Source organism: Ornithinimicrobium sp., assembly GCF_030537745.1.
Classification (GTDB): domain Bacteria; phylum Actinomycetota; class Actinomycetes; order Actinomycetales; family Dermatophilaceae; genus Ornithinicoccus.
The window spans coordinates 14,951-38,871 of sequence record NZ_JAUNVI010000029.1 but is presented as its reverse complement, the minus strand read 5'-3'; the positions used below and the strand labels follow the sequence as shown (position 1 = coordinate 38,871).

At 68.0% G+C, this 23,921-nt stretch carries 22 protein-coding genes and 3 tRNA genes; 13 read left to right on the top strand and 12 right to left on the bottom strand.

The window, feature by feature from the left end:
• Position 1: 1 nt before the first annotated feature.
• The 4 genes from Q4P07_RS08145 to Q4P07_RS08130 form a co-directional block, all read right to left on the bottom strand.
• Positions 2-73 (bottom strand) — tRNA-Val (locus Q4P07_RS08145).
• Positions 74-94: 21 nt separating this feature from the next.
• Positions 95-165 (bottom strand) — tRNA-Cys (locus Q4P07_RS08140).
• Between the two features lie 31 nt (positions 166-196).
• Positions 197-269, bottom strand: a tRNA-Gly gene (locus tag Q4P07_RS08135).
• Between the two features lie 81 nt (positions 270-350).
• Complete coding sequence (locus Q4P07_RS08130) at positions 351-1,403, bottom strand: YihY/virulence factor BrkB family protein (protein ID WP_303374410.1); 1,053 nt, start codon at positions 1,401-1,403, stop codon at positions 351-353.
• Positions 1,404-1,556: 153 nt separating this feature from the next.
• Here Q4P07_RS08130 and glgX point away from each other — a divergent pair, with 153 nt between their 5' ends.
• Positions 1,557-3,680, top strand: a complete 2,124-nt coding sequence (gene glgX / locus Q4P07_RS08125; RefSeq protein ID WP_303374409.1) for a glycogen debranching protein GlgX — start codon at positions 1,557-1,559, stop codon at positions 3,678-3,680.
• A 29-nt stretch (positions 3,681-3,709) separates the two neighbouring features.
• On the opposite strand, the gene Q4P07_RS08120 is transcribed toward glgX, so the two are convergent.
• Entirely contained in the window at positions 3,710-4,645 is a 936-nt protein-coding gene (locus Q4P07_RS08120; protein ID WP_303374408.1) for a polyphosphate kinase 2 family protein, read from the bottom strand.
• Positions 4,646-4,701: 56 nt separating this feature from the next.
• On the opposite strand from Q4P07_RS08120, the gene Q4P07_RS08115 reads away from it, so the two are divergent.
• Entirely contained in the window at positions 4,702-5,334 is a 633-nt protein-coding gene (locus Q4P07_RS08115; protein ID WP_303374407.1) for a dihydrofolate reductase family protein, read from the top strand.
• A 128-nt stretch (positions 5,335-5,462) separates the two neighbouring features.
• Here the strand turns inward: Q4P07_RS08115 and Q4P07_RS08110 are convergent, their stop codons facing one another.
• The 3 genes from Q4P07_RS08110 to ligD are packed head-to-tail and all read right to left on the bottom strand — an operon-like array spanning position 5,463 to position 8,858.
• Positions 5,463-6,674, bottom strand: a complete 1,212-nt coding sequence (locus Q4P07_RS08110) for a S9 family peptidase (RefSeq protein WP_303374406.1) — start codon at positions 6,672-6,674, stop codon at positions 5,463-5,465.
• Positions 6,674-7,765 (bottom strand): ATP-dependent DNA ligase, encoded by a 1,092-nt coding sequence (locus tag Q4P07_RS08105; RefSeq protein WP_303374405.1) that lies wholly within the window; start codon positions 7,763-7,765, stop codon positions 6,674-6,676. The genes Q4P07_RS08110 and Q4P07_RS08105 overlap by 1 nt, the downstream gene beginning before the upstream one ends.
• Positions 7,766-7,769: 4 nt before the next feature.
• Positions 7,770-8,858 (bottom strand): non-homologous end-joining DNA ligase, encoded by a 1,089-nt coding sequence (gene ligD / locus Q4P07_RS08100; RefSeq protein WP_303374404.1) that lies wholly within the window; start codon positions 8,856-8,858, stop codon positions 7,770-7,772.
• 149 nt (positions 8,859-9,007) lie between these two features.
• Between ligD and Q4P07_RS08095 the strand changes: the two genes are divergently transcribed.
• Together Q4P07_RS08095 and msrB are read left to right on the top strand one after the other, a co-directional pair.
• Positions 9,008-9,649, top strand: a complete 642-nt coding sequence (locus Q4P07_RS08095) for a hypothetical protein (RefSeq protein ID WP_303374403.1) — start codon at positions 9,008-9,010, stop codon at positions 9,647-9,649.
• Between the two features lie 114 nt (positions 9,650-9,763).
• Positions 9,764-10,228: a peptide-methionine (R)-S-oxide reductase MsrB gene (gene msrB / locus Q4P07_RS08090; RefSeq protein ID WP_303374402.1), complete on the top strand. Its 465-nt coding sequence runs from the start codon at positions 9,764-9,766 to the stop codon at positions 10,226-10,228.
• Between the two features lie 73 nt (positions 10,229-10,301).
• On the opposite strand, the gene hemQ is transcribed toward msrB, so the two are convergent.
• Together hemQ and hemG are read right to left on the bottom strand one after the other, a co-directional pair.
• Positions 10,302-11,015 carry a hydrogen peroxide-dependent heme synthase gene (gene hemQ, locus Q4P07_RS08085; RefSeq protein WP_303374401.1) on the bottom strand — a complete coding sequence of 238 codons (714 nt, stop codon included), beginning with the start codon at positions 11,013-11,015 and terminating at the stop codon, positions 10,302-10,304.
• 4 nt (positions 11,016-11,019) lie between these two features.
• Positions 11,020-12,462, bottom strand: a complete 1,443-nt coding sequence (hemG, locus tag Q4P07_RS08080; RefSeq protein ID WP_303374400.1) for a protoporphyrinogen oxidase — start codon at positions 12,460-12,462, stop codon at positions 11,020-11,022.
• A gap of 143 nt (positions 12,463-12,605) precedes the next feature.
• Here hemG and Q4P07_RS08075 point away from each other — a divergent pair, with 143 nt between their 5' ends.
• Both Q4P07_RS08075 and nadE read left to right on the top strand, forming a co-directional pair.
• Positions 12,606-13,559, top strand: coding sequence for a DUF4349 domain-containing protein (locus Q4P07_RS08075; RefSeq protein ID WP_303374399.1), 954 nt, complete (start codon positions 12,606-12,608; stop codon positions 13,557-13,559).
• 39 nt (positions 13,560-13,598) lie between these two features.
• Complete coding sequence (gene nadE / locus Q4P07_RS08070) at positions 13,599-14,450, top strand: ammonia-dependent NAD(+) synthetase (RefSeq protein ID WP_303374398.1); 852 nt, start codon at positions 13,599-13,601, stop codon at positions 14,448-14,450.
• A gap of 15 nt (positions 14,451-14,465) precedes the next feature.
• On the opposite strand, the gene Q4P07_RS08065 is transcribed toward nadE, so the two are convergent.
• Entirely contained in the window at positions 14,466-15,272 is an 807-nt protein-coding gene (locus Q4P07_RS08065) for an SGNH/GDSL hydrolase family protein (protein WP_303374397.1), read from the bottom strand.
• A gap of 106 nt (positions 15,273-15,378) precedes the next feature.
• Positions 15,379-16,437, bottom strand: coding sequence for a uroporphyrinogen decarboxylase (gene hemE / locus Q4P07_RS08060; RefSeq protein WP_303374396.1), 1,059 nt, complete (start codon positions 16,435-16,437; stop codon positions 15,379-15,381).
• A 70-nt stretch (positions 16,438-16,507) separates the two neighbouring features.
• Between hemE and Q4P07_RS08055 the strand changes: the two genes are divergently transcribed.
• The 7 genes from Q4P07_RS08055 to Q4P07_RS08025 all read left to right on the top strand — a co-directional run bounded on the left by Q4P07_RS08055 (position 16,508) and on the right by Q4P07_RS08025 (position 23,911).
• A complete protein-coding gene (locus Q4P07_RS08055; RefSeq protein ID WP_303374395.1) occupies positions 16,508-17,152 on the top strand; it encodes a DUF3000 domain-containing protein in 645 nt (214 codons plus the stop codon).
• A gap of 2 nt (positions 17,153-17,154) precedes the next feature.
• Positions 17,155-18,414, top strand: coding sequence for a ribonuclease D (locus tag Q4P07_RS08050; RefSeq protein ID WP_303374394.1), 1,260 nt, complete (start codon positions 17,155-17,157; stop codon positions 18,412-18,414).
• A 57-nt stretch (positions 18,415-18,471) separates the two neighbouring features.
• Positions 18,472-20,001: a UDP-N-acetylglucosamine 1-carboxyvinyltransferase gene (locus Q4P07_RS08045; protein ID WP_303374393.1), complete on the top strand. Its 1,530-nt coding sequence runs from the start codon at positions 18,472-18,474 to the stop codon at positions 19,999-20,001.
• A 72-nt stretch (positions 20,002-20,073) separates the two neighbouring features.
• The gene (locus Q4P07_RS08040) at positions 20,074-20,868 is read left to right on the top strand and encodes a spermidine synthase (protein WP_303374392.1); all 795 of its coding nucleotides are present in this window, start codon (positions 20,074-20,076) and stop codon (positions 20,866-20,868) included.
• A 139-nt stretch (positions 20,869-21,007) separates the two neighbouring features.
• Positions 21,008-21,439: a hypothetical protein gene (locus Q4P07_RS08035; RefSeq protein WP_303374391.1), complete on the top strand. Its 432-nt coding sequence runs from the start codon at positions 21,008-21,010 to the stop codon at positions 21,437-21,439.
• An 82-nt stretch (positions 21,440-21,521) separates the two neighbouring features.
• On the top strand, positions 21,522-23,261 hold the full coding sequence (locus tag Q4P07_RS08030; protein ID WP_303374390.1) for a histidine kinase: 1,740 nt from the start codon (positions 21,522-21,524) through the stop codon (positions 23,259-23,261).
• A complete protein-coding gene (locus Q4P07_RS08025; protein ID WP_303374389.1) occupies positions 23,258-23,911 on the top strand; it encodes a response regulator transcription factor in 654 nt (217 codons plus the stop codon). The genes Q4P07_RS08030 and Q4P07_RS08025 overlap by 4 nt, the downstream gene beginning before the upstream one ends.
• The last annotated feature ends 10 nt before the right edge of the window (positions 23,912-23,921 follow it).

Sequence of the window (23,921 nt, the reverse complement as noted above, 5' to 3'; positions counted from 1 at the left end):
GTGGGCGATACTGGGATCGAACCAGTGACCTCTTCCGTGTCAGGGAAGCGCGCTACCGCTGCGCCAATCGCCCGTGCTGTGCTGTCGAGATGCGAGGTGGCGACGGGATTTGAACCCGTGTAGACGGCTTTGCAGGCCGTTGCCTCGCCTCTCGGCCACGCCACCGTAGAGGCATCACTCGCTTTCAGTGCCTCCGAGCGGACGACCGGGCTCGAACCGGCGACCTCAACCTTGGCAAGGTTGCGCTCTACCAACTGAGCTACGTCCGCGTGCCCGCACCGTGTCTGGTGGGGCGAAAGAAAACATTAGCCGACGGACTGGCGGAGGACAAATCCGGCTGGCTCACCGTGTCACCGCGGGCCCGGTATGCCGTCCAGAGCGGCCAACTCCTCGGCTTCCTCAACGTCAGTCTTGGGGGCGCGAGCGGACGTCCTCTCATCCAGCTTTGCCTGGTGAGAGGCGCGCCGCTCCTCCCACCACTCGCTCGCCCTGACGCGCGGACCCCTGTACTCCGGCGGTGGCCAGAGCCTACGGATGGCCGCGTTGAGAGCGGCCCCGACGAGGACGGCGAAGGCGATGAAGTAGAGCCAGACCATAAGGATGATGGGGGCGGTCAATGGACCGAAGACGGACAAGCCCCCAGCGGCAGCTTCGGCCCAGACCCGGATCAAGGCTGATGAGACAACCCAGAAGGCGACGGTCAGCAAGGCCCCCGGCAGATCGCGCAAATAGGGCGACCTGCTCGGCGTCGCAAAGTGGTAGAGCCCCGTCAGGCTGGCGATGCCGAGAAGCCCCACGATCGGCCAGTAGCCCTCGGCGAGGGTGTCCAGACGCGGGGGCAGCCACCGCTGCAGGTAGCCGGGGCCGATCAGGACCAGGGGCAGGGTCAGACCCATGACCATCATCGAGACCAGGTAGGCCGTGAGGCTGACGATTCGAGCCATCACCAGCCCGCGTTCCCCACCCTGGCCGTACATGATCGAGATGGTGTCGATGAAGACGTGCAGGGCTCGGGAGCCGGACCATAAGGACACGACGAAGCCGAACGACAGGATGTCAACCCTCCCCGCGCTGAGGGTCTGCACAAACGTCGGCATGATGACCTCCTCGACCGTCTCCGGCGTGAGGAAGCGCAGCGACCACGTCTCCAGGCCCGCACTGATCCGGAGCAGGGTCGCCGGGCCGAGCCACTCGGAGGCGAAGCCCGCACCCGCAACCAGCGCGAGCAGCAACGGCGGCAAAGAGAGCAGTGTGAAGAAGGCAGCTTCGGCCGCCAGGCCGGTGGCCCGGTAGCGGAAGGCGACGTGGACGGTCTCCACGACCAGGCGCACGAAAGGCTCCGCGCCGGGCACTGGGGCCAATACTCGGCGCAGCCGTTGTCGAAGAGTCACTGTCTGCGCCACCCCTCCACGGTAACCGGGAGAGCACGCCGGGCCCGGCAGGCGTGGGCGCGTCCAAGGCTGCCAGCACGCTGCACGCTGGAGTCGGCAAGAATGGACGGCCGACGACGAGAGTCGTGGCCGCTTCCCCCGTTCCTTCCTCTCGAAAGTGCCCTCATGGACCTCTGGCCCGGTACCGCCTACCCCCTCGGAGCCACCTTCGACGGGCGCGGCGTCAACTTCGCGCTGTTCTCAGAGCACGCGACCGCGGTCGACCTGTGCCTCATCGGTGAACGCGCCAAAGAGGTGCGGGTCCCGCTGACAGAGGTAGATGCCCACGTCTGGCACGGCTACTTGCCCAACTGCCAGCCAGGACAGCGTTACGGCTATCGGGTCAGTGGACTCCACGACCTGGCTCAGGGCCATCGGTTCAACCCCAACAAGCTCCTCCTCGACCCCTACGCCAAGGCGGTCAGTGGTCAGATCCGCAACCACCAGGGGCTATTCGGCTACGACTTCGGCGAGGCCACGTCATACAACGAAGACGACTCCGCGGCCCACACGATGCTGTCGGTCGTCATCAACCCCTTCTTCGACTGGGGCTACGACCGACCGCCCAAGCACGCGTATGCGGACAGCGTCATCTACGAGACGCACGTCCGCGGGCTGACCATGAACCATCCGGAGGTGCCGCCAGAGATCCGGGGCACCTACGCCGGCGTCGCCCACCCGGCCGTAATCGAGCACCTGACCACCCTTGGCGTCACCGCCGTCGAACTGCTGCCGGTGCATCAGTTCGTAGACGACCCCCACCTGCAGGACAAGGGACTGAGCAACTATTGGGGCTACAACACGATCGGCTTCCTCGCACCGCACAACGGCTACTCGGCCTATGGCCACCGCGGCCAGCAGGTCACCGAGTTCAAATCAATGGTCAAGTCGCTGCACGAGGCTGACATCGAGGTGATCCTCGACGTCGTCTACAACCACACCGCCGAGGGCAACCACCTGGGGCCGACGCTGTCCTTCCGCGGCATCGACAACACCAGCTACTACCGGCTCGTCGACTCCGACAAGGCGCACTACTACGACACGACAGGCACTGGCAACAGTCTGCTCATGCGCAACCCGCACGTGCTGCAGCTGATCATGGACTCGTTGCGCTACTGGGTGACCGACATGCACGTCGACGGCTTCCGGTTCGACCTCGCGGCGACCCTGGCTAGACAGTTCCACGAGGTCGACAAGCTGTCCGCCTTCTTCGACCTCGTCCAACAGGACCCGGTCATCTCCCAGGTCAAGCTGATCGCCGAGCCGTGGGACCTCGGCGCCGGCGGCTATCAGGTCGGCAACTTCCCGCCGCTGTGGACGGAGTGGAATGGCAAGTACCGCGACACCGTGCGCGACTTCTGGCGAGGCGCACCCCGGACCATGGGAGAGTTCGCCAGCCGGCTGACCGGCTCCTCCGACCTCTACGAGCACAGCGCTCGACGGCCGATCGCGTCGATCAACTTCGTCGTCGCCCATGACGGCTTCACGCTGCGCGACCTGGTGTCCTACCAGGACAAGCGCAATCAGGCCAACGGCGAGGGCGGCCTTGACGGCGAGTCCCACAACCGGTCCCGCAACTACGGGGTCGAGGGCCCAACGGACGACCCCGAGGTCAATGCGGTCCGGATCCGCCAGCAGAAGAACTTTCTGGCGACCCTCATGCTGAGCCAGGGCGTCCCGATGCTTGCGCACGGCGACGAGATGGGGCGCACACAGCTCGGCAACAACAACGTCTACTGCCAGGACAACGAGCTGGCCTGGATGGACTGGGACCTGGACCCCGAGCAGCTCGAGCTGCTCGACTTCACCACGCGCCTGATCGCGCTGCGGCGTGACCATCCGGTGTTCCGTCGGCGCCGCTTCTTCGCCGGTGACGCGGACCACGGTGGCCAGAGCGACCTGGGCGACATCGTCTGGTACACCGCCGACGCCCAGGTCATGGCCGATCACGACTGGGAGCAGACCGAGCAGGCCTTCACCGTCTTCCTCAACGGCGAAGCGATCCCCGACCGCGACTCGCGGGGGCGGCTCGTCCGTGACGATCACTTTCTGTTGTTCTTCAACGGCCACCACGAGGCGATCCCTTTCACCGTCCCCGAAGGGATCGACGCAACCGGCTGGCGGGTCGTCGTCGACACGTTCGGTCTGGACGAAGCCGCCCCGTGGGAGGCAGCCTCCGTCCATGAGATCCCGGGCCGCGCGGTGATCGTGCTCCAGGCCACTCCTCAACCGGAGCTGCTGCGCGGCTGAACGGTCCCCCGGCGGCCGGCGAGCACCGTTTAGAGCTCGGCGAGCCGCGCCTTCTCCTTTTCGACGTCGAAGTCGGCCGGCGGCCAGCGCAGGTCGAGGCCGCGCAGGTGCTCGAGCAGCAGCCGCTGGACGGCCAGCCGGGCATACCACTTGTGGTCGGCGGGCACGACATACCAGGGCGCGTGCGCCGGGCTGCACCTCTCTAGCAGCGCCTGGTAGGCCTCCTGGTAAGCGTCCCAGTAGGCGCGCTCGTCGAGGTCGCCAGGGTTGTACTTCCAGTATTTGTCGGGGCGATCGAGGCGCTCCTGCAAGCGTGCCTTTTGCTCCTCCTTGGACACGTGGAGCATGACCTTGATGATCGTGACGTCATCGTCGAGGAGACCCTGCTCGAAACCATTGATCGTGCCGTAGCGGCGTCCCCATTGCTGCGGAGGCACGAGGTTATGGACGCGGACGATGAGGACGTCCTCATAGTGGCTGCGGTCGAAGACACCGATCATCCCCGGCCCGGGCAGCGCCTTGCGGATCCGCCACAGGAAGGGGTGCTCGAGTTCCTCGGGGCTCGGCGCCTTGAAGGCGGTGAGCTCGATGCCCTGCGGGTCGACGGCGCCCACGACGTGCCGCAGGATCCCTCCCTTGCCGGAGGTGTCCATCCCCTGGATCACGAGCAGCACCCGCTTGGTGCCACCCTCACGGCTCATCGCATAGAGCTGCTCCTGGAGCAGGTCCAGCTCATCGTCGGCGGCAGCCAGGGCGTCCTTGCCTTTCGCCTTGTCCCCGGTGAAGCCAGGCGTGGAGCCGGGGTCACGATCCGCCAGCACGAAGCCGGCGCCCACCTTGAGCGTGTCGATGAAGGAGGTCTCGATGGGCGCGACCGCGTCCTTCTTGCTCTTCTTGCCCTTCTTGCCCTTGCCCGATGTGGCGTGGTCGTCCTTGGACTTGTGCTTGTCCTTCTTCTTGGCCATCGGCATATCGTGGCACGTGGCAGGCGCTCGTGCAGGACGTGCGCGATGATGGGGCAATGACGCGCACCGGCACCGGACCCCTCTCCCGCAGCGAGCTGAAGGAGTGGTATGCCGTGCCGGGAGGCTCCGCCGACACCTGGGTGCGGGCTAGCTTCATCACTTCCATCGACGGTCGGGCCACCGGGCCGGACGGTGTCAGCGGCGGGCTCAACGAGGGGTCGGCGGGCGACAAGGCCGTCTTCGAGCACTTGCGGGATTGGGCCGACGTCGTGGTCGTCGGTGCGGGCACCATCCGGGAGGAGGGTTATGGTCCTCTGCCGGGCAAGGCGCTGGCGATCGTGAGCCGCTCCGGGAACCTGCCGGACAAGGTGCGTGAGACCGGCCCCGGCGACGGCGAAGTGGTGCTCATCGGTGGCCACGGGGAGGAGGTCACGCCGCAGCAGGTGATGGCTGCCCTCAGGCAGCGGGGATGGCGACATGTCGTGCTCGAGGGTGGACCTCGCCTGTTCAGCGCCTGGGTGGAGGAGGGACTCCTTGACGAGTTGTGCGTGACGATCCGCCCTGTCCTCGTCGGCGGAGACGGACCGCTGCTCCTGCCCACCACGACCCGGCTGGCCGCCCTCACCGGCGCTGCCAGCCACGTGCTGGTCTGGGACGGCGACCTCCTGGTCCGTTCCCGTCTGAGCTGAGCGTCCGTTTGCGCTGAAGTGCTCCGCAGCACGGACCGCCACGACCGTCTGCGGTGACTTTGGGTCGCTCTGGCGGCCCAGAGCCACCGCAGACGTGCCCTCAAGGAAGCCGTCAGCACAACAAGCTGTCAGCGCAGGAAGCTGGCGACCAGGTCTTCCCACAGGGAGGAGTTGGTGTTCCATTCCTGGCAGTGCCGCGCGTGCGGCCAGACGAAGGTGTGCACCATCCCCGGTCGACGCCGGGCCAGATCCTGGGAGGGCCCGAACGGCACGGTGTCGTCGGTGGCTGAGTGGATGATGAAGATCCGGTGGCTCACCTCATCCGCGCGATCGACCCAGTTGGTCGCCGCGACGTCGACGGGTTCGGCGATCCGGAGCAGATAGCGGGACGCCTTGCTGCGCAGCAGGCTGCGCGCCAGATGGTCGACCGGACGGGGGATGAAGTGCAGGTCGGCCTGATGCGCCAACACCGAGCCCCAGTCGATGACCGGCCCGTTGAGCACGACGCGGTGCACCCGATGGGCGACGTCGGAGCGGTTGAGCGCCTGGAGCACCACCGCGCCACCCATCGACCAGCCGACGATCACCAGCCGACGGGCACCGTGCGCGAGCGCATAGCGCATCGCGGCGTCGATGTCCCGCCATTCCGACAGGCCCAGGCTGTAGCGGCCGTCGGCGCTCGGCGGCGCACCGATGTCGTTGCGATACATCGGCACCAGACTGGTGAATCCGAGACGGTGCAGGACCGGCAGCGCCCGCAGGGTCTCCTCCCGCTGGGCGCTGCGCCCGTGCACCAGGATCGCCCAGTCCCCGCGATCCGCCTCCGGATCGCCGGGCACACGCCAGGTGGGCAGGTCACCCACGTCAGAAGTGACGACCACATCCTCATAGTCCAACCCGAGGGCCGAGCCAGGGGTGCCGCAATAGAAGTACTTGTTCCACCGCGCACTACCGGGTGCCAACTCCCCTACGTCGACGCCAAGCACCTCGCGCGTCACGGTTGCCTTGCGGCCGGAGCGCCCACCCTCGTGAGTGGCCGCGCCCTCGGCCAGGGTCTGCTGGACGACGGCTCCGAGGCGAGCGTGACCTGCGCCGTGGTCGAGCCACAGCCCGTAGCGCCCCGGGGCCGTCGTCCAAGCGTTGGCCCGAAGCGTCACCGTCCCGGCCGCCTCGTCGACGGAGACGATGGTCGTGTCGTCCTTTTTCTCGTGCTCGGGCGTGATGATGCGGTGCGCGAAGTAGGTTGCGGTGCCCATCGACACCGCCCCACCCAGCGCCGCTCCCCCGGCGACGCTGGCGCTGACGACGACTGCCCGCCGCGCGGACGCTGGTGTCTTCATCAGCGCACCCCCAGGACTGCGGACAGGTCGAAGTCGCTCGGCAGCTCGAGCTGGGCGTAGGTGCAGCTGCGAGGCTCCCGATCGGGTCGCCACCGCACGAACTGGGTGGTATGGCGAAAACGCTCCCCCTCGAGGTAGTCGTAACGCACCTCGACCACCCGCTCCGGTCGCAACGGCACGAACGACAGGTCCTTGCCGGCGTTCCAGCGCGAACCCTCGCCCTTGCGCGGAGTGCGCTCCCCCTCCAGCTGCCTGGCCCAGTCCCAGGGGTGACCCTCAAAATCAGTGACCAGCGGTTGCAGCTCCACCAGCAGCTCCTTGCGGCGGGCCATCGTGAAGGACGCGGCCACCCCCACGCTGCGCAGGCTTCCCTCCTCGTCGTAGAGCCCCAGCAGCAGTGAGCCGAGCGCGTCGTCACCGCTCTTGTGCAGCCGATAGCCGGCCACCACGACGTCGGCCGTGCGCTCATGCTTGAGCTTGGTCAGCACCCGCTTGTTGGGCTGATAGAGGGCCTTGGGGTCCTTGGCGATCAACCCGTCGAGACCGGCTCCCTCGAAGTCGGTGAACCATTTCATCGCCAGCGCCGGGTCATCGGTCAACGGCGTGAGGTGCACCGACGCGCCGATCCCCTCCGCGCTGCCTGACGCGCTGCCGCTCAACGCTTCCTCGAGTCGCGCTCGACGCACGGAGAACGGCATACCCATCAGGTCCTCATCGCCCAGAGCCAGCAGGTCGAAGGCCACGAACGCTGCGGGGGTCTCCTTGGCGAGGAGTTGGACCCGTGAGTCCGCAGGGTGGATGCGCTGCTGGAGGGCCTCAAAGTCGAGCCGCTGACCGTCGGGAGTCGCCAGCACGATCTCCCCGTCGACCACGCACCGGGGCGGGAGCGCCACCTTGAGCGCTTCGACCAACTCCGGGAAGTAGCGGGTCAGCGCCTTCTCGTTGCGGCTGCCCAGCTCGACCTCGTCGCCGTCACGGAAGACGATGGAGCGGAACCCATCCCACTTCGGGTCATACAACCACCCCTGCGGCAGCGTCGTGGCCGGCTTGGCCAGCATCGGCGAGACGGGGGGCATGACGGGAAGGTCCACGTCGTCAGTCTGCCTGATCCCGGTGACCGACCTGCTCGACGCGCTGCCCGTGCTCGTCCCAGTTGGCCGCGACCTTCTTGCTCGGCTGCACCCGCGGCGGCTCGCCCGGCATCTTGGGATGGTCAGGAGGGAAGTTCAGCTCGCCGAGCCCACGCTCCAGGTCGGCCTCCCACAGGGCATAAGCGCCCTCGACGTCACCGGGCTCATCGTGCAGGTCCGCCCACGCGTCACCGTGCTCCTGCAGCCAGGCCGGGACCTCGTGCACGGTCAGCTCGTCAGGGGCATAGTCCCCCAGCTGTTCCCAGGTCATCGGCACCGACACCGGCGCGCCCGGCAGGATGCGCGGGCTCCACGCGGCCGCGAGCGTCCGGTCGCGGGTCGCCTGGTTGAAGTCGACAAAAACCCGCTTGCCCCTTTCCTCCTTCCACCAAGAGGTGGTCACCAAGTCTGGGAGTCCTCGCTCGAGCTCACGGGCCAACCCGATCACGGCGTGCCGCACCTCCAAGAACTCCAGCCGGGGCCGGATCGCCGCGAAGACGTGCACGCCGCGACTGCCGGTGGTCTTGACGTAGGGTCGCAGCCCCGCGGACGTCATCACCTCACGCAGCGCTCGGGCCGTCTCCACGATGTCTGCGAACGTGAGGCCGGGCTCCGGGTCCAGGTCGATCCGGATCTCGTCAGGATGGTCGTTGTCGCTGGACCGTACCGGCCACGGGTGCCACGTGACGGTGCCCATCTGCGCGGTCCACAGCAGCGTCGCCTCGTCGTCGATGACCAACTGCGGGTGGCTGCGGCCGGAGGGGTAGGTGCGGGTCGTGGTCCGCGACCATTCCGGCACCCCTTTGGGCGGGTTCTTGGAGTAGAACTCCTCGCCCTCGATCCCGCCACGCACCCGTTGGAGGGTGACGGGCCGATCGGTCAACGCTCTCACCATGGGCGTGACGACGGCACTCAGGTATGCCGCGAGGTCGGCCTTGGTGATCGCCGAGCCGCGCTCAGTGGCTGGCCAGACGACCTTGTCGGGGCTGGAGAGCCGGACCTCCTTGCGGGCACCAGCAGGTCCCGTGGCGCGAAGGACGACGGCATCAGGCATGCCCATCAATCTAGCCGCGTGCGCCGATGTGAGGTGCGTCACTCTCCTTGGCAGCAACCTTTGCTGGCCCGCAGACATTGGTGAGATACCGCGTCGACGCCCGACGAGGGTCCACCAGGCCGCTCGGCCTCGGTTCAAAGGGGAACCACATGCGTCACACGACTCGCACGCTGACCGCCGCCCTCCTCGCTGTCCCACTCGTGGTCGGCATGGTGCTGCCGTCCTCGGCCGCGACCTCGGTGCGGATCAAGCAATCTGGCAAGATCATCGCCTTCGCCATCGAAGGACCAGAAACCTCCGACACCGTCCCTGGCAACTACTGGTCAGGCAACGTGGACGTCATGGGCAAGGATGCCATGGGCTATCTGGCCACCTTCGAGTGCGCCGACGGAGCCATCCCGTGGGAGGACGAGGGCTGTGACTACCTGGGCGACGTCTGGCTGGAAGGCTCTGGGCTTTCGGTGACGACGGCCAAGGGCAAGAACGGGGCGACGAAGGTCTCGGGAGTCGTCAACGCCTACTCGTCGTCCTATGACGAGGAGACTGGGGAAGAGGACTACGCCGAGCTGGGCGAGCTGACGTTGCAGGCCACCCTGTCCACCTACGGCAAGTCGATCCGGAGCACCGAATCCAGCAGCTTTAACGATCCCAACACGGGTGAGAGCTACCGCTACCGGTGGAGCCAAACCTTCAAGAACGCCAACGTCACCGGCACGCTGGACGGATCGAGCATCGATGGCGACGGGATCGTGGGCAGCTACCGCGGGATGCAGAGGATGAACCTCCCCTGACCGTCCTGACCAGGATGGCCCGAGGCCGTCGCACCCCAGCGGTGCGGCGGCCTCGTCCTCTCGTCGCTGCTGAGGCGACGGAAGGATCTCGGCGGTCCTATCGTTGACCTCACCATGGCCAACCACAGCACCCCCGCGACCGACGCACGATCCACCAGCACTTCCTACCCGCAGACCAAGACCGAGCAGGAGTGGCGCGACCAGCTGACGTCGGAGGAGTATCACGTGCTGCGCGAAGCGGGCACCGAGCGCCCCTTCGTCGGCGAGTACACCGACGCCACCACCGAAGGCGTCTACGCCTGCCGTGCTTGCGGAGCCGAGCTGTTCACGAGCGAGACCAAGTTTCACAGCAACTGCGGCTGGCCGAGCTTCTACACCCCGCTGGCGCAGGACCGGGTCGAGCTCATCGAGGATGCCTCCCTGGGCCGGGTCCGCACCGAGGTCCGGTGCAAGGCGTGTGGCTCACACCTCGGGCACGTCTTCGAGGGCGAAGGCTATGACACCCCCACCGACCTGCGCTACTGCATGAACAGCATTTCGATGACGCTGCAGCCGAAGGCCGCCGACTCCAGCTCCTGAGGGGCTTGGCTGATGGCAGCGACCCCCTCGACACGGTCGAGGGGGTCGCTGCTTGGTCTGCGGCGCGCCTGGCTCAGGGCAGTCGCTCGACCAGCTCATCCAGGGTCAGCATCGGACCGGTGAAGAACGGGATCTCTTCGCGCACGTGCAGACGGGCGTCGACGGCGCGCAACTCCCGCATGAGGTCGGTGATGCGGTGGACCTCGTCGGCCTCAAAGGCGAGCAGCCACTCGTAGTCGCCCAGAGCAAACGCGGAGATCGTGTTGGCCTGCACGTCCTTGTAGGCGTGCGCAGCCTGGCCGTGCTCGCGCAGCATGCGGCTGCGCTCGGCGGGGTCCAAGACGTACCAGTCGTAGGACCGCACGAACGGGTAGACGCAGATGAACTTCTTTGGCTCGGTCCCGGCCAGGAAGGCCGGGATGTGCCCACGGTTGAACTCGCTGGGGCGGTGCAGCCCGATGTTGCTCCAGACCGGCTCGAGGTGGTGACCCAGGCGCGTCTGACGGAACTTCTGGTAGGCCTTCTGGATCAGCTCAACATCGTCGGAGTGCCACCAGATGAGCAGGTCCGCGTCGGCACGGAAACCGGCCACGTCATACAGGCCGCGGATGACCAGGCCCTCCTCCTGCAGCTCGGTGAACAGCTCCCGCACCTGGTCGGCCAACCCGCCCCGGTCCGGTGGCAGAGCGAGCGTGGAACGGAAGACGGAGTAGGCGGCGTAGCGAACAGCGGTGTTGACCTGTTCGACGAGTTCTGGCGAAGGCTCGTGATGGGTATTCGTGCTCATGGCCTCATCGTCTCGCGAGGACCTGGGCAGCCGACCGGCGGGCTGCACCGATGCACGCCGGGATCCCCACCCCCTCGAAGACGGCACCGCACACACCGAGACCAGGGACCGCGTCGACCGCCGCACGCACCGACGCGACCAGGTCCACATGCCCCACGGCATACTGCGGCAGCGCTCCTCCCCATCTGTGGACGTGCACGTCGACCGGCGACGGCAGTCTTCGGCCCATCGCGGCACCCAGGTCGGTGAGGCAAGCGGCGACGAGGTCGTCATCGCTGACTTGCAGCGTGGACTCCTCCCGATGGCGGCCGACCGACGCACGCAGATAGGTGAGGTCGGTCCCGTCCGGCCCAGCACCCAGGCCGGTCTCGCGCACCCAGTCCCATTTGTTGGCGCTGAAGGTGGCGGCCTTGACCGTGCGACCTTCCACCGGCGGCACGAGAAAGCCGGAGCCGGGGATGTGCCCGAGGTCGGCGCTCGGCAGGGCCAGCGTCACGACGCCCATCGAGGCGGTCTCCACCGTGCCCAGGAGCCGACTCGCTTCCGGCGTGATGTGCGCGAGCAGTCGCGCGGCCGGGGCGGCCGGGACTGCCAGCACCAACTGATCAGCGCGGTATGTCGTGGGGCTGGGCCGTGGTCCCGTCACCAGCTCATAACCACCGGCTGGCAGGAGGTGGACCTCGCGGACTGTGGTGTCGGTCACGATGGTGACGCCCTGCGCGACCAGGCGTTGGGCCAACGTGCCCGGGAGTTGATGCAGGCCGCCGCGGACGGTCGCGAAGACGGGGTCTGGGGCAGACGCGTGGGCCGTGTCGGTGGGCGGTGGAAGCATCGCGGCCACCGCCTCCAGCAGCGACCCGCCGCGTTGTGCGACGGCAAGCAGACGGGGCAGACACGCACGTGCCGAGAGCAGCTCGGCGTGGCCGGCGTAGACCCCGCCGAGGAGCGGCTCGACGAGGCGCTGTGTGACGGCCGGGCCGAGCCGTTGCGTGACCAACTCTGCGACCGAGGTGTCGGCGGCCTCCAGGGTGGGAGTCGTTTCGGCGCGAACTCTGTCGACCTCCTCCTGGGTGAGCAGGCCGAGCAGGGATGCCGTCTCCGCCGGCACCCCCATGAAGGTCCGCCGCGGCAACGGATGGAGGTGGCCTCTGCTCCATACCTGCGCCGAGGCAGCCGTGGGGTGCACCAGCTGATCGGACAACCCTGCCCGCTCGATGAGGTCGAGTGCCTCCGGGCGGCGGACGAGGAAAGCTTCTGCGCCGACGTCGACGGAGCGCCCGGCGACCGTGGCTCCGCGGATCTTGCCTCCCACTCGGTCGGTGCTCTCCAGAATCGTGACCTGGGCGCTGGGCTGGAGGCGCAGCAACTCCTCCGCAGCGGCCAGTCCGCTGATGCCGGCGCCGACCACAAGATAGGTGGGCGCTGCGGGGGGACGAGCAGTGGGCATGATCTCAGCGTCTCACCGGTTCGTGATCCGTTCGTGACCCGGTCGCCGGAACGTGGCCCCCCGTTGGCAGGTCACAGGAGGGACAGCTCAGCGTCATCTATCCCCAGATCCGACTTCGGATCGCACGTCACCTGGAGGCCACGATGTCCGTCACCACTAGTTTGCACCGAGCCTGGGCCACGCTGTGCGTCGTCCTGGCGCTGTTGTTGATCACCTCCTGCTCATCGGGCTCTGATGCGGGTCCTGCGGGCGAGGCTGCCGCCGACAACGCGGCTGCCTATGACGAAGCCGCTGCCGACGGCGGCGCCGACGTTCCCGACGGGCGGCGTGAGGCGGCGTCTGCAGACTCCGCGGTGGCGGACGTGGTTGACGTGGGCGCGGTAGCCGGTGACCCCGCCGACGTCATGATGGTCCGACGGGTGCAGATCGAGATGATCGTCGACGACGTCGCCGCTGCCGTCAGTCGAGCTCGAGCCGCAGCGACCACCTCGGGCGGATGGGTGTCCTCCGAGGAGGTCACGCCGGGGCAGGAGGAGCGAGCGGGTTGGGCGACCATGGTCCTGCGAGTCCCTTCGAAGGACCTCGACACCGTCGTCACCGGGCTGAGCGACTTGGGCACGGTCACCGCCAGCAGCAGCCAGTCCGAGGACGTGACCACTGAGTATCGCGACGTCGAGGCCCGGGTCGCCACGCTGGAAGCCAGCGCCGAGCGACTCCGCGATTTGGTCAAGAAGGCCGGCACGGTCGAGTCGATCGCCAGCCTCGAGCGTGAGCTCGCCAGCCGGGAGGCCGACCTCGACGCGCTCAAGGCGCGGATGAAGGTGCTTGCTCAGGACGTCAGCCGCTCCACGATCACCCTGCACCTGGCCGAGGACGGCGCCACGCTGGCGGCCGCAGTGCCTAGTACCGGATTCGTCGCGGGATTGCAGCAGGGGTGGGCAGCCTTCACGGCCTCGGTCACCGTGTTGCTCACCGCTGCCGGCGCCCTGCTCCCCTTCGCGATCGTGTTCGCCGCGATCGGCCTCCCGGCCCTCCTCTGGTTCCGCCGCCGGCGCCACACCCCCACCACCACCCCCGTCTCGACCGACCCCGCCTGACACACCGAGCGACCGCCCGGACTGGCTTAGAGTCTGAATGTGACCGACAAGCAGCAGCAAGCGCAGATCCGCGCGGCCTTGGAAGTGGTGGACCCCGCCACCTTCGACGCCACCACGGAGGCGGAGCGGCGCATTGGCTTCCTCGCTTCCTACCTGGAGAAGACGAGCACCAAGGGGCTGGTGCTGGGCATCAGTGGTGGCGTGGACTCAACCGTCGGCGGGCGTCTGGCGCAACGCGCGTGCGAGCGGGTCAGGGAGCACGGCGGAGAAGCGACCTTCATCGCGGTGCGACTGCCCTATCAGGTGCAGAAGGATGAGCACGACGCGCAGGCAGCCCTCGACTTCATCGCGCCCGACGAGGTCTGGACCGTCGACATCGGCCCCTCCGTCGACGCCAACTGGGAGGCGCTGCTGGCCGCGGGGCTGCCCCGCGACGACCCCCGCAACGACTACCACCGCGGCAACGTCAAGGCTCGGCACCGGATGGTCACCCAGTTCGCGATCGCCGGCGCGCGCGGCCTGCTCGTCGTGGGCACGGACCAGGCCGCGGAGGCGTGTGTCGGCTTCTACACAAAATTCGGTGACGGCGCCGCCGACCTCACCCCGTTGTTCGGGCTGCCCAAGCGGCGGGTCAAGCAGATCGCCCGCCACCTCGGCGCCCCCGAGCAGCTCGTCGAGAAGATCCCGACGGCCGACCTGGAGAACGACAAGCCGCTCCTCGCCGACGAGATCGCCCTCGGGGTGCGGTATGACGTCGTCGACGACTACCTCGAGGGCCAGGACATCTGCACCGAGGATGAGCAGACCATCCTGGGGTGGTACTACCGGACAGCGCACAAGCGGGCGCTACCGATCACCCCCGACGGGTTCCTGAAGGATCGCCGGAGGTGACGTGGCGGCGCTGCCTCAGCGCCAACTGCGCGGGTTGATCGAGGAGATCAGTGATACGGCGTAGGCGCGGTAGCCGGCTGCGGTGGGATGGAACGGGCCAACCCCATTGAGGTCTTGGATATAGGGACGCCTTGAGTTCACGCCGTGGCCAGCGAATCGCTTGGTCACATCGACGAACTGGAAGCCGTGCTCGGCCGCCACCCCCGCGATGGTTGCGTTGAGCAGGTTGGCTCCGTCGTTCATCGCCTGCTGCTCCTGCACCGAGGCGTTCAGATAGTCCCCGCTCTCAGGGGAGAAGAAGGGCGCGTAGCCGGTCACGATCACGTGCGCATTCGGAGCCTTTGCCTCGATGCTGGCGTAAGCCTGGTTCAGCAGGGTGGGCAGGACATAAGAGATGGCGCCTGTGCTGGCGTTGATCGCCGCCGCGCAGTTGACGTCTGTGGACAGCAGGCAGGCGCCGATCGTCGGGACCCAGCCGATGTCGTTGCCGCCGATGGTGACGGTGACCAATTTGGTCTCCTCATCCAGTCCACTCAGTTGCTCGTCAATCATCTTCTGGACGGTGGCACCCGCGCATGCGTTGAAGTCGTCGAGGGCGATCTTCATCCGCCCGTCGATCTGGACGGCATAGGCGGCGTCGGACTGACCGCAGAGGCCCATCATGGGGAGCACCCCGAAGCCGGAAGCGTAGGAGTCACCGAGCGCGTCATAGACCACGGGGGGCGAAGCAGCAGCAGAGGCGGGGGCAGCCATCGCTGCGGGGGCGGCAAGGAGCGCCAGACAGGAACCGAGCGACAACATGGTGCGGCGAAAGGAGTCCATCCTGGGACCGTAGTCCTCCCAGCCCCCGCTGGCTAGGGTCTGCTGGTGACCCGCGGGCCCCGTCTTCGGCCGGGGCGCGTGCCCGGACGCGTGCTAGATCCGTGCCCTAGCGCGCTCCCGCCTCATGGACGAGCTCGACCACCCGAGAGAGCACCTGCGGATCGGTCGCCGGAAGCACCCCGTGCCCGAGGTTGAAGATGTGGCCGGGGGCCGCCCGCCCCTCGGCGACGATCTCGCGCACGCGTCGCTCCAGGGCCTCCCACGGGGCAAAGAGCAGCGCCGGATCCAGGTTGCCCTGCACCGCATAGCGTCCACCCGTGCGCGTCACCGCGTCGGTGAGGCTGACCCGGTAGTCGACCCCGATCACCTCCGCTCCGGCGTCGGCCATCGGCGCGAGCAACTCACCCGTCCCCACACCGAAGTGGATCCGTGGGACGTGCAGGTCAGCGATCCCGGACAGCACCGCGCGGCTGTGCGGCTCGACATACCGCAGGTAGTCGGCGCGCGAGAGATGGCCGGCCCAGGAGTCGAACAGCTGCAGCGCGCTGGCCCCCGCCTCGGCCTGGACACGCAGGAAGGTCCCCGAGATCTGGGCAAGTCGGGCGCACAGGTCGTGCCAGAGCTCGGGGTCGCCGTGCATGAGCGCCTTGGTGCGCTCGTGGTTCTTCGACGGTCCGCCCTCGATGAGGTAGGACGCGAGCGTGAACGGGGCGCCGGCAAAGCCGATCAGCGGGGTGGGCCCTAGCTCGGCGACGAGGAGCCGGACCGACTCGGTGATGTCCGGGATGTGCTCGCGGGTGAGCTCGGGGAGTCGGTCGAGGTCCGCGCGCTCTCGGATGGGTGCGGCAATGACCGGGCCGATGCCGGGGACGATGTCGAGATCGAGGCCGACCGCCATCAGGGGGACGACGATGTCACTGAACAAGATCGCCGCGTCCACCTGGTGGCGACGGACCGGCTGCAGCGTGATCTCGGTGACCAGCTCGGGAGTGCGGCAGGACTGGAGCATCGCGATGCCCTCGCGGAGAGCACGATACTCCGGCAACGAGCGGCCAGCCTGGCGCATGAACCAGACGGGGGTGTGCGTCACCTCCTGCTGACGGGCAGCCCGGATGAGGGCGCTCTGGGCAGGTGAGCTCGAAGCAGGTGGGGCAGTCAGAGGCACCCGAGGAGTCTTGCACGGGTATGGCGTGGCGCTGCCGTCCGCGCGGACGCGATGTGCCTACTCTTGAGGGGTGGTGAGCCGGATCTCTGGGTCGCGCTCGCGGTCCCGGTCCGCGAGCGGGGCTGTTGCGCCCGAGACCACCTACTTTGGTCGAGCGATCGCCGGACTGCGCGAGGTCACGGTGCGTCCCGAATTCATCCTCGATGAGGTGCCGGCCCCCACCCGCCTGGCCCCTCATGCCGTCGCCCTCTCCGGTGAGGTCATGACCTCTCATCTGGTCGACGATGACGACCCCGCGGCCACCGGCCGTTTCGTCCTGCTGCACGACCCGTCCGCCCCCGAGCCCTGGGAGGGCACCTGGCGCGTGGTCAGTTATGCCAAGGCCCAGATGGAGCCCGAGGTCGGCCATGACCCGCTCGCCGGGGCGGCCGGGTGGTCCTGGTTGACCGATGCCCTGGAGGCCGCCGGTCTCCAGTGGGCCGCGCCGGCCGGCACGGTCACCTGCGTGACCTCGGAGAGTTTCGGTGCCCTCTCGGAGCGCCAACCCACCGTGGACCTGGAGATTCGGGCCTCCTGGACGCCGGTCCTGGTGGCTGGCCGCGAGGCGCAGGAGCTCACCGCGCACCTGGGCGCCTGGGGCGACCTGCTATGCACCCTGGCCGGCCTCCCGCCCCTGCCAGAAGGCGTCGTGCCGCTGTCCGGAGTGCGTCGCTGATCGTGCCCGAAGACCTCGACCCCGACCCGCTCTCGGACTACGTCCGCCGGATGGAGCCTGCGGAGGGACTCCCGGAGATCGTTGACACCGACGTCGCCCTGCGCCACTGCGCGGAGGCACTCACCGCGGGCGAGGGACCGATCGCGGTGGATGCCGAGCGGGCGTCCGGGTTCCGCTACGGGCAGCAGGCCTACCTCGTCCAGGTCCGCCGCCACGGTGCCGGCACCTGGTTGATCGATCCCGTCCCGCTCACTGACCTGACCCCCCTCCAGCAGGCACTCGACGGGCCAGAGTGGGTCCTGCACGCCGCTACGCAGGACCTTCCGTGCCTGAGCGACCTCGGCCTACACCCGAAAGCACTTTTCGACACGGAGCTTGGCTCGAGGCTGGCCGGCCTGCACCGGGTGGGGCTGTCTTCGGCGCTGGAGTACTACCTCGGCGTCACCCTCGCCAAGGAGCACTCTGCGGTCGACTGGTCCACGCGGCCGCTGCCCGAGCCGTGGCTGCGTTATGCCGCCCTCGACGTGGAGCTGCTCGTCGATCTGCGCGACCGCCTCGAGCAGGATCTGCAGGAACAGGGCAAACTCGACTGGGCGCGGCAGGAGTTCCAAGCCCTCACCGAATTCTCCGGGCCTCGTCGGGCCAAGGACACCGAGCCATGGCGCCGCACCACCGGCTCACACCGGCTGCGCACACCGCGACACAACGCGGCCCTTCGCGAGCTCTGGCAGGCGCGCGATGCGATCGCACGCCAGCGAGACGTCGCGAGCACCCGAGTGGTCCCCGACAGCACCCTGGTGGACCTGGCGGCCCGGATGCCCCTGCAGCCCTCCGGCCTGGCGGCGCCGACCCCGGACCGTTCCCGGTCCCGCCAGCGGCGCGCGGAGCAGGGGCTGCTCCGCTATCAGCGCACCTGGCTGACCGCGATCAGCACGGCCGCTGACCTGCCACCGGAGGAGCTTCCCCAGGCTCCCCCTCGCGGGCACCAGCCACCTCCTGCCCGGGCCTGGGCCGATCGGGACCCTGCCGCGGCCGAACGGCTCCTGCTCGTCAAAGGTGAGCTGGCCGCCCTGTCGGAACGCCTCGACATACCGGTCGAAAATCTGATGACGCCTGACACGGTGCGCCGCCTGCTGTGGTCACCACCACAGCCGACCACACTGCAGGCCGTCGACGCCGCACTGGCCGAGCTTGGTGCCCGTCCTTGGCAGCGCGAGCTCGTCGGCCCTCTCCTGGTCGAGGCTGCCAACGCACACCAGTGATCCGCCTCGACTGACACGCGTGGGCATATCTCATATATGTGATCTACAGTGGTCGGCATGACTGAGAGCTATCTGTCCCGGATCGGCAGTCTCATCCGGGACGCGCGACGCCACAAAGACCTCACGCAGGCCGAGCTGGCGGGTCTGCTGGGCACCAGTCAGAGCGCCGTCGCCCGCATCGAGCAGGGCAAGCAAAACCTCTCCCTGGAGATGATCGCGCGCATCGGGGAAAAGCTGGACTCTGAGATCGTGCATGTCTCCTCAGGCGTCCCGCAGAACCTGCGGATCACTGGCGGCGTCAAGCTGTCCGGCGAGATCGACGTGCGCACCTCCAAGAACGCCGCCGTCGCGCTGCTGTGCGCCTCGATCCTCAACAAGGGCAAGACCACCCTGCGCAATCTCGCCCGCATCGAGGAGGTCAACAGGATCACCGAGGTGCTCACCAGCATCGGCTTCAAGATCCGTTGGCTACCGGACTCCTCCGACCTGGAGATCACGCCTCCGGAGAAGATCGATCTGGGCACGATCGACGAGTCCGCGGCCCGTCGCACGCGCACGATCATCATGTTCCTGGGCCCGCTCATGCACGAGTTCGACAACTTCGAGCTGCCCTACGCCGGTGGTTGCGACCTGGGCACCCGCACCGTCGAGCCGCACCTCATCGCGCTGAGACATTTTGGCCTGGACGTGACGGCGACCACCGGCAGCTACCGCGCCTCCGTGGACCGCAGCACCTCCCCGACCCGGCCGATCGTGCTCACCGAGCGCGGTGACACTGTGACGGAAAACGTCCTTCTCGCGGCCGCCCGCAACCCCGGAACCACCGTGATCCGTAATGCCTCCTCCAACTACATGGTCCAGGACCTGTGCGTCTTCCTCAAGGCGCTGGGCGTCCAGATCGAGGGCCTGGGGACCACGACGCTGACGGTGACCGGGGTCGAACACATCGACGCAGACATCGAATACTCCCCCTCCGAGGACCCGATCGAGGCGATGAGCCTGCTGGCGGCTGCCGTCGTCACCGGCAGCGAGATCACCATCAAGAGGGTGCCCATCGAGTTCATGGAGATCGAGCTCGCGGTCCTGGACACCATGGGTTATGAGTGCACGCTGACGCCGGAATACACCTCCGCCAACGGGCACACCCGGCTCGTCGACCTCACCACCTCGCCCGGCCCGCTCAAGGCTCCGCTGGACAAGATCCACCCGCTGCCCTTCCCCGGCCTCAACATCGACAACCTGCCCTTCTTCGCGATCATCGCGGCGTGCGCGCAGGGTTCGACGCTGATCCACGACTGGGTCTATGAGAATCGCGCCATCTATCTGACCGAGCTCACCACGCTGGGCGCCAAGGTCCACCTCATGGACCCGCACCGGGTGATGATCGAAGGACCGACCAAGTGGCGCGCCGGTGAGATCATGTGCCCGCCCGCGCTCCGGCCCGGCGTCGTCATCCTGCTCGCGATGCTCGCTGCGCCGGGCGTGTCCGTGCTCCGCAACGTCTACGTCATCAACCGGGGCTATGAGGACCTGGCGACCCGTCTCAACAACCTGGGCGCCGGCATCCAGACCTTCCGCGACATCTAGAGAGCTGCCGCGGGGCAACGATCGCCTCACGATCGACGTCGGCAGGAGTGGAACCGCAGTGAGCAGCCGCGCATGAGCATCTCCTGGGACCAGCACGGCGGCGCCACGATCGAGCGGGACGGGCACCCGCAGTCGTATGTCGACCCGGACGACCCCTTGCTGCTCGTCTTCGAGTACGTCGAGCACTTCGCCCTCGTGCTGGAGACCCTTCGACCGGACCCGGCACCGTTAGCCATCACGCACGTCGGCGGCGCAGGTATGACGTTGCCGCGATGGGTGCACCACGTCCACCCTGGCTCCCCGCAGATCGTGCTCGAGCCTGACGTCGCGCTGACCGACCTGGTGCGCAAGGAGCTGCCGCTGCCCCGGGGCCACCGCATCCGGGTGCGGCCACAAACGGGACAGGTCGGCATCTGCGGGCTGAGGGTCGGATCGGCCGACGTCGTGGTCCTCGACGCATATGACGAGGGCCAGGTCCCCGGCGACCTGGTCGGGACGTGGTGGCTGGGGGAGGTGGACCGCGTCCTCGCTCGGGATGGGTTGCTGCTGATCAACGCCTCCGACGCGCCACCGCTGCGCTGGGTCGCCAGGCTGTGCGCAACCCTCGCGACCCGCTTCGAACATGTCGGGCAGCTGGTGCTGCGCGAGGTGGCGAAAGGCAAGAGCTTCGGCAATGTCGTGGTGGTGGCCTCCCACCAGAGGTTCGACGACGCGCGGATGACGCGGGCAGCGGCGCGAGCGAGCTTTCCGTCCATGTGGCGCGGCAGCGCACAGGTCCGGCGGCTGATTGCCGGGGCTTCGCCATTCCAGGAGATGGGTGAGCCTTCCCCGCCTCCGCCTCCACTGGGCGTGCTGCGGCGACGCTGAGGCCGACTCTCTGGATGGCGTCAACTTCATCCTCGAGGATGATCGACGTCCTCCTTGCGGCAGACGACACCGCACCCACCATCGGCTGAGATGACATGGAGGGGCGACGCAGGGTCGCCCCCGCAACGAGAGGATCGTCATGTCAGCCCACCGCACGCTCCGGCGCGCTTCCCTGGCCACCGCCGCCGGGATCGCCTCCGTGGCACTGGCCGCCGGGACCGCGTCTGCCCACGACTGCTATATCCCGATGTACAGCCTCAACGGACCCTCATCGCCCAACTGGATGGTCTTCTCGGCACAGGACGGAGCCGTCGAGATCGCCGGATATACCCCGGAGTGCGCAGGAGCCGTCGACGCGGGCTATGCCGCACTGCGGGCGGAGGGACTGCCGGTCGGCATCAAGATCTTCGCGAAGATGATGATCGGCGATCCCAAGGAGACCGGGCGGATGAACCCCAACGGCGCCAACGGGGTCGGCTTGGAGTACTTCGGTGCAGGGTCAAGCCTGGCCGACCAGATGGTCGAGGTCTGGATCGGGGGCGCCGAATCCTACGCCTGCTCCGGCACCTAATCGGGTCGCCAGCGCACGCAGGGTTGCCCTGGGCCTCGCACCTGGGCAATCCTGTGCTTGTCGCCAGAGTGAGGTGAGCGAGGTGCGCCAGCTGAGTAGGACGGTCGTGTCAGCGCTGCTACGCCGTCGGCCGACCCGCGGAGACGTTGTGGCCCTGGCGGTCGGTCTTCTCCTGGCCACGCTCACCACGATCCTGGTCCCTTCCCCCAACGACACTGTGCTGTGGCTCGCTGCCGCCTACGTCTACACCGCAGCTGGCCTCCTGGTCCGCACCGCCGCCCGGGCGCGCCGAACCGCCCGCGCCCTGGAGCGCAGGTTGCTGACCAGCCGGGCGGCGCCTGACCTGGTCAGGGTCGAGACGGCGGTCCTGGATGAGCGACGTCGTCTCGCGCTCGACATCCGGGCGGTGCTGCAGGAGACTCTCGGCGCGGTCCGTTCCAGCTCCGCGGGGCTTCTGCGGAGCGAGGTGGACCCTGCTGAGCTCAAGCGTGAGCAGCGCCTGCTGAGGGCGCGGACGCAACTGGCCACCAGCGAGCTGCGACGGCTGCTGGGCATCCTGCGCGCGGCGGAGACGGAGCCATCACTGCACCTCTCTCCTCCGGCCCACCCGGGTGCAGTTGGCCCCGATCACCAGCAGGTGGCGACCTCCCTTCCGCACCGTCCACCGAGCTCGGACGTCGTGCAGTCGATCGTTCTGATGGCTCTGGCAGCGCTCGAGTGCTGGGTCAACCGGTCGACGCACGCGAGCCTCATCGATCCGGGCGTGGTCTTCACGACCGTGCTGGTCGCAGCGTGCTTCGCGGGACGGACCACGGCTCCGGTCCTGACGTCCGTGGCCCAGTCACTCATCTTCGCCATCGGGTTCTGGGTCGGGGCGCCAGTCATGTCCGGGGTATGGCTCGTGCGCGGTGTCGGCGCGGTGCTGTGGCGCAACGCCTTGTACACCCCTCGGACGACGGGCCTGGCTGCCACGGTGCTCCTCAGCGCGACAGTCCTCGCCACCCGCGCGAACGAGTCGACCGTGGGAGCCGGCGCCACCGCGGCGGTGGTCGTCGGCTCAGTGGCAGGTGGCCTGATCACTGCCTGGACAGGACAACGCGAGTGGGCGGCCCTGGCCCAGGAGGAGGCGTTTCGGCAGGAGGCGCAGAGTCAGGTGGAGCGTGCCATCCAGAGCGAGCGCGTCCGGCTGGCGAGGGAGTTGCACGACGTCATCGCGCACAGTGTTGGCCTCATCGCCATGCAGCTCAACGTGCTTGAGGTGGCGAGGAGCCCTGGCGACCGACGTGAAGCGCTCCTTAACATCCAGGAGACCAGCGAGAACGCCCTCACCGAGCTACGTGACCTGAACACCTTCCCGGACTCGGCCGGATCTCCTCTCCCGCGGGACCTGACCCAGATCGAAGCGCTGGTCGATCGAGTGCGCGCCACCGGGGGCCATGTCGACCTCCTCATCGTGGGCGAGCCCGCACCGGAGCCGATTCCCGTCATCTACCGAATTCTGCAGGAGTCGCTGACCAACGCCATGCAACATGCGCCCGGAGCATCAGTCCGGGTGCGGCTCGCACAACAAGCAGACGGCGTGCACCTCACCATCCAGGACGACGGCCCCGGTCCTCGGACAAGCTCCCCGCACCGCTTCGGTCTGGTGGGGCTGCGCGAACGCATCGCTCTCGCGGGTGGCCGGCTGCAGGCTCGGACTGTCGGTCCCGGCGGAGGCTTCATCGTCGACGCCTTCCTCCCGACGCAACCGGGACCGACCCCGGGTGCCACAGTGAACCATGGTGACCTTCAGCACGGGGTGGACCAGGTGAGCCGGAGATGACGATCCGGGTCATGCTGGTGGACGATCACAACTCCATGCGCGCGGGGCTGGCCCTGGTGCTGGCCAGCGACCCTGGGATAGAGGTGGTCGATGAGGCCGGGAGCGGACCCGAGGCGGTGGCACGCGCCGTCCGCAGCAGACCCGACCTCGTCCTGATGGATGTGGAGATGCCCGGGGGTGATGGAATCACCGCGACCGATGCCCTCCTGCGGTTGGTGCCCGAAACCCGTGTCCTCATCCTGACGATGTTTGACCTCGACGACTACGTCGCGGACGCCATGCAGGCTGGCGCCTGCGGCTTCATCCTCAAGACCGCCGACGCCGAGGAGCTCATCGCCGCGGTGCACGCGTGTGCCGCAGGGGAAACGGTGCTCGCCACCGAGGTTCTGCATCGGGTGGTCACCCATTTCGTCCAGCACCACAGGGACGCTCGACGACCGGGCTTAGAACGGCTCACCGAACGGGAACTGGAGGTGCTGGTCCTGATGTGCCGGGGCCAGTCCAACCTCGAGATCGCTCAGCAACTCGTAGTGGAGGTCGCGACGGTCAAGAGCCATGTGGCGCATGTCCTCCACAAACTCGCTGCCCGTGACCGTCTCCAGGCGGTCGTCTACGCCTACCGCGCAGGTTTGACGGACACGTGCAACTAGGGTGAGGGTC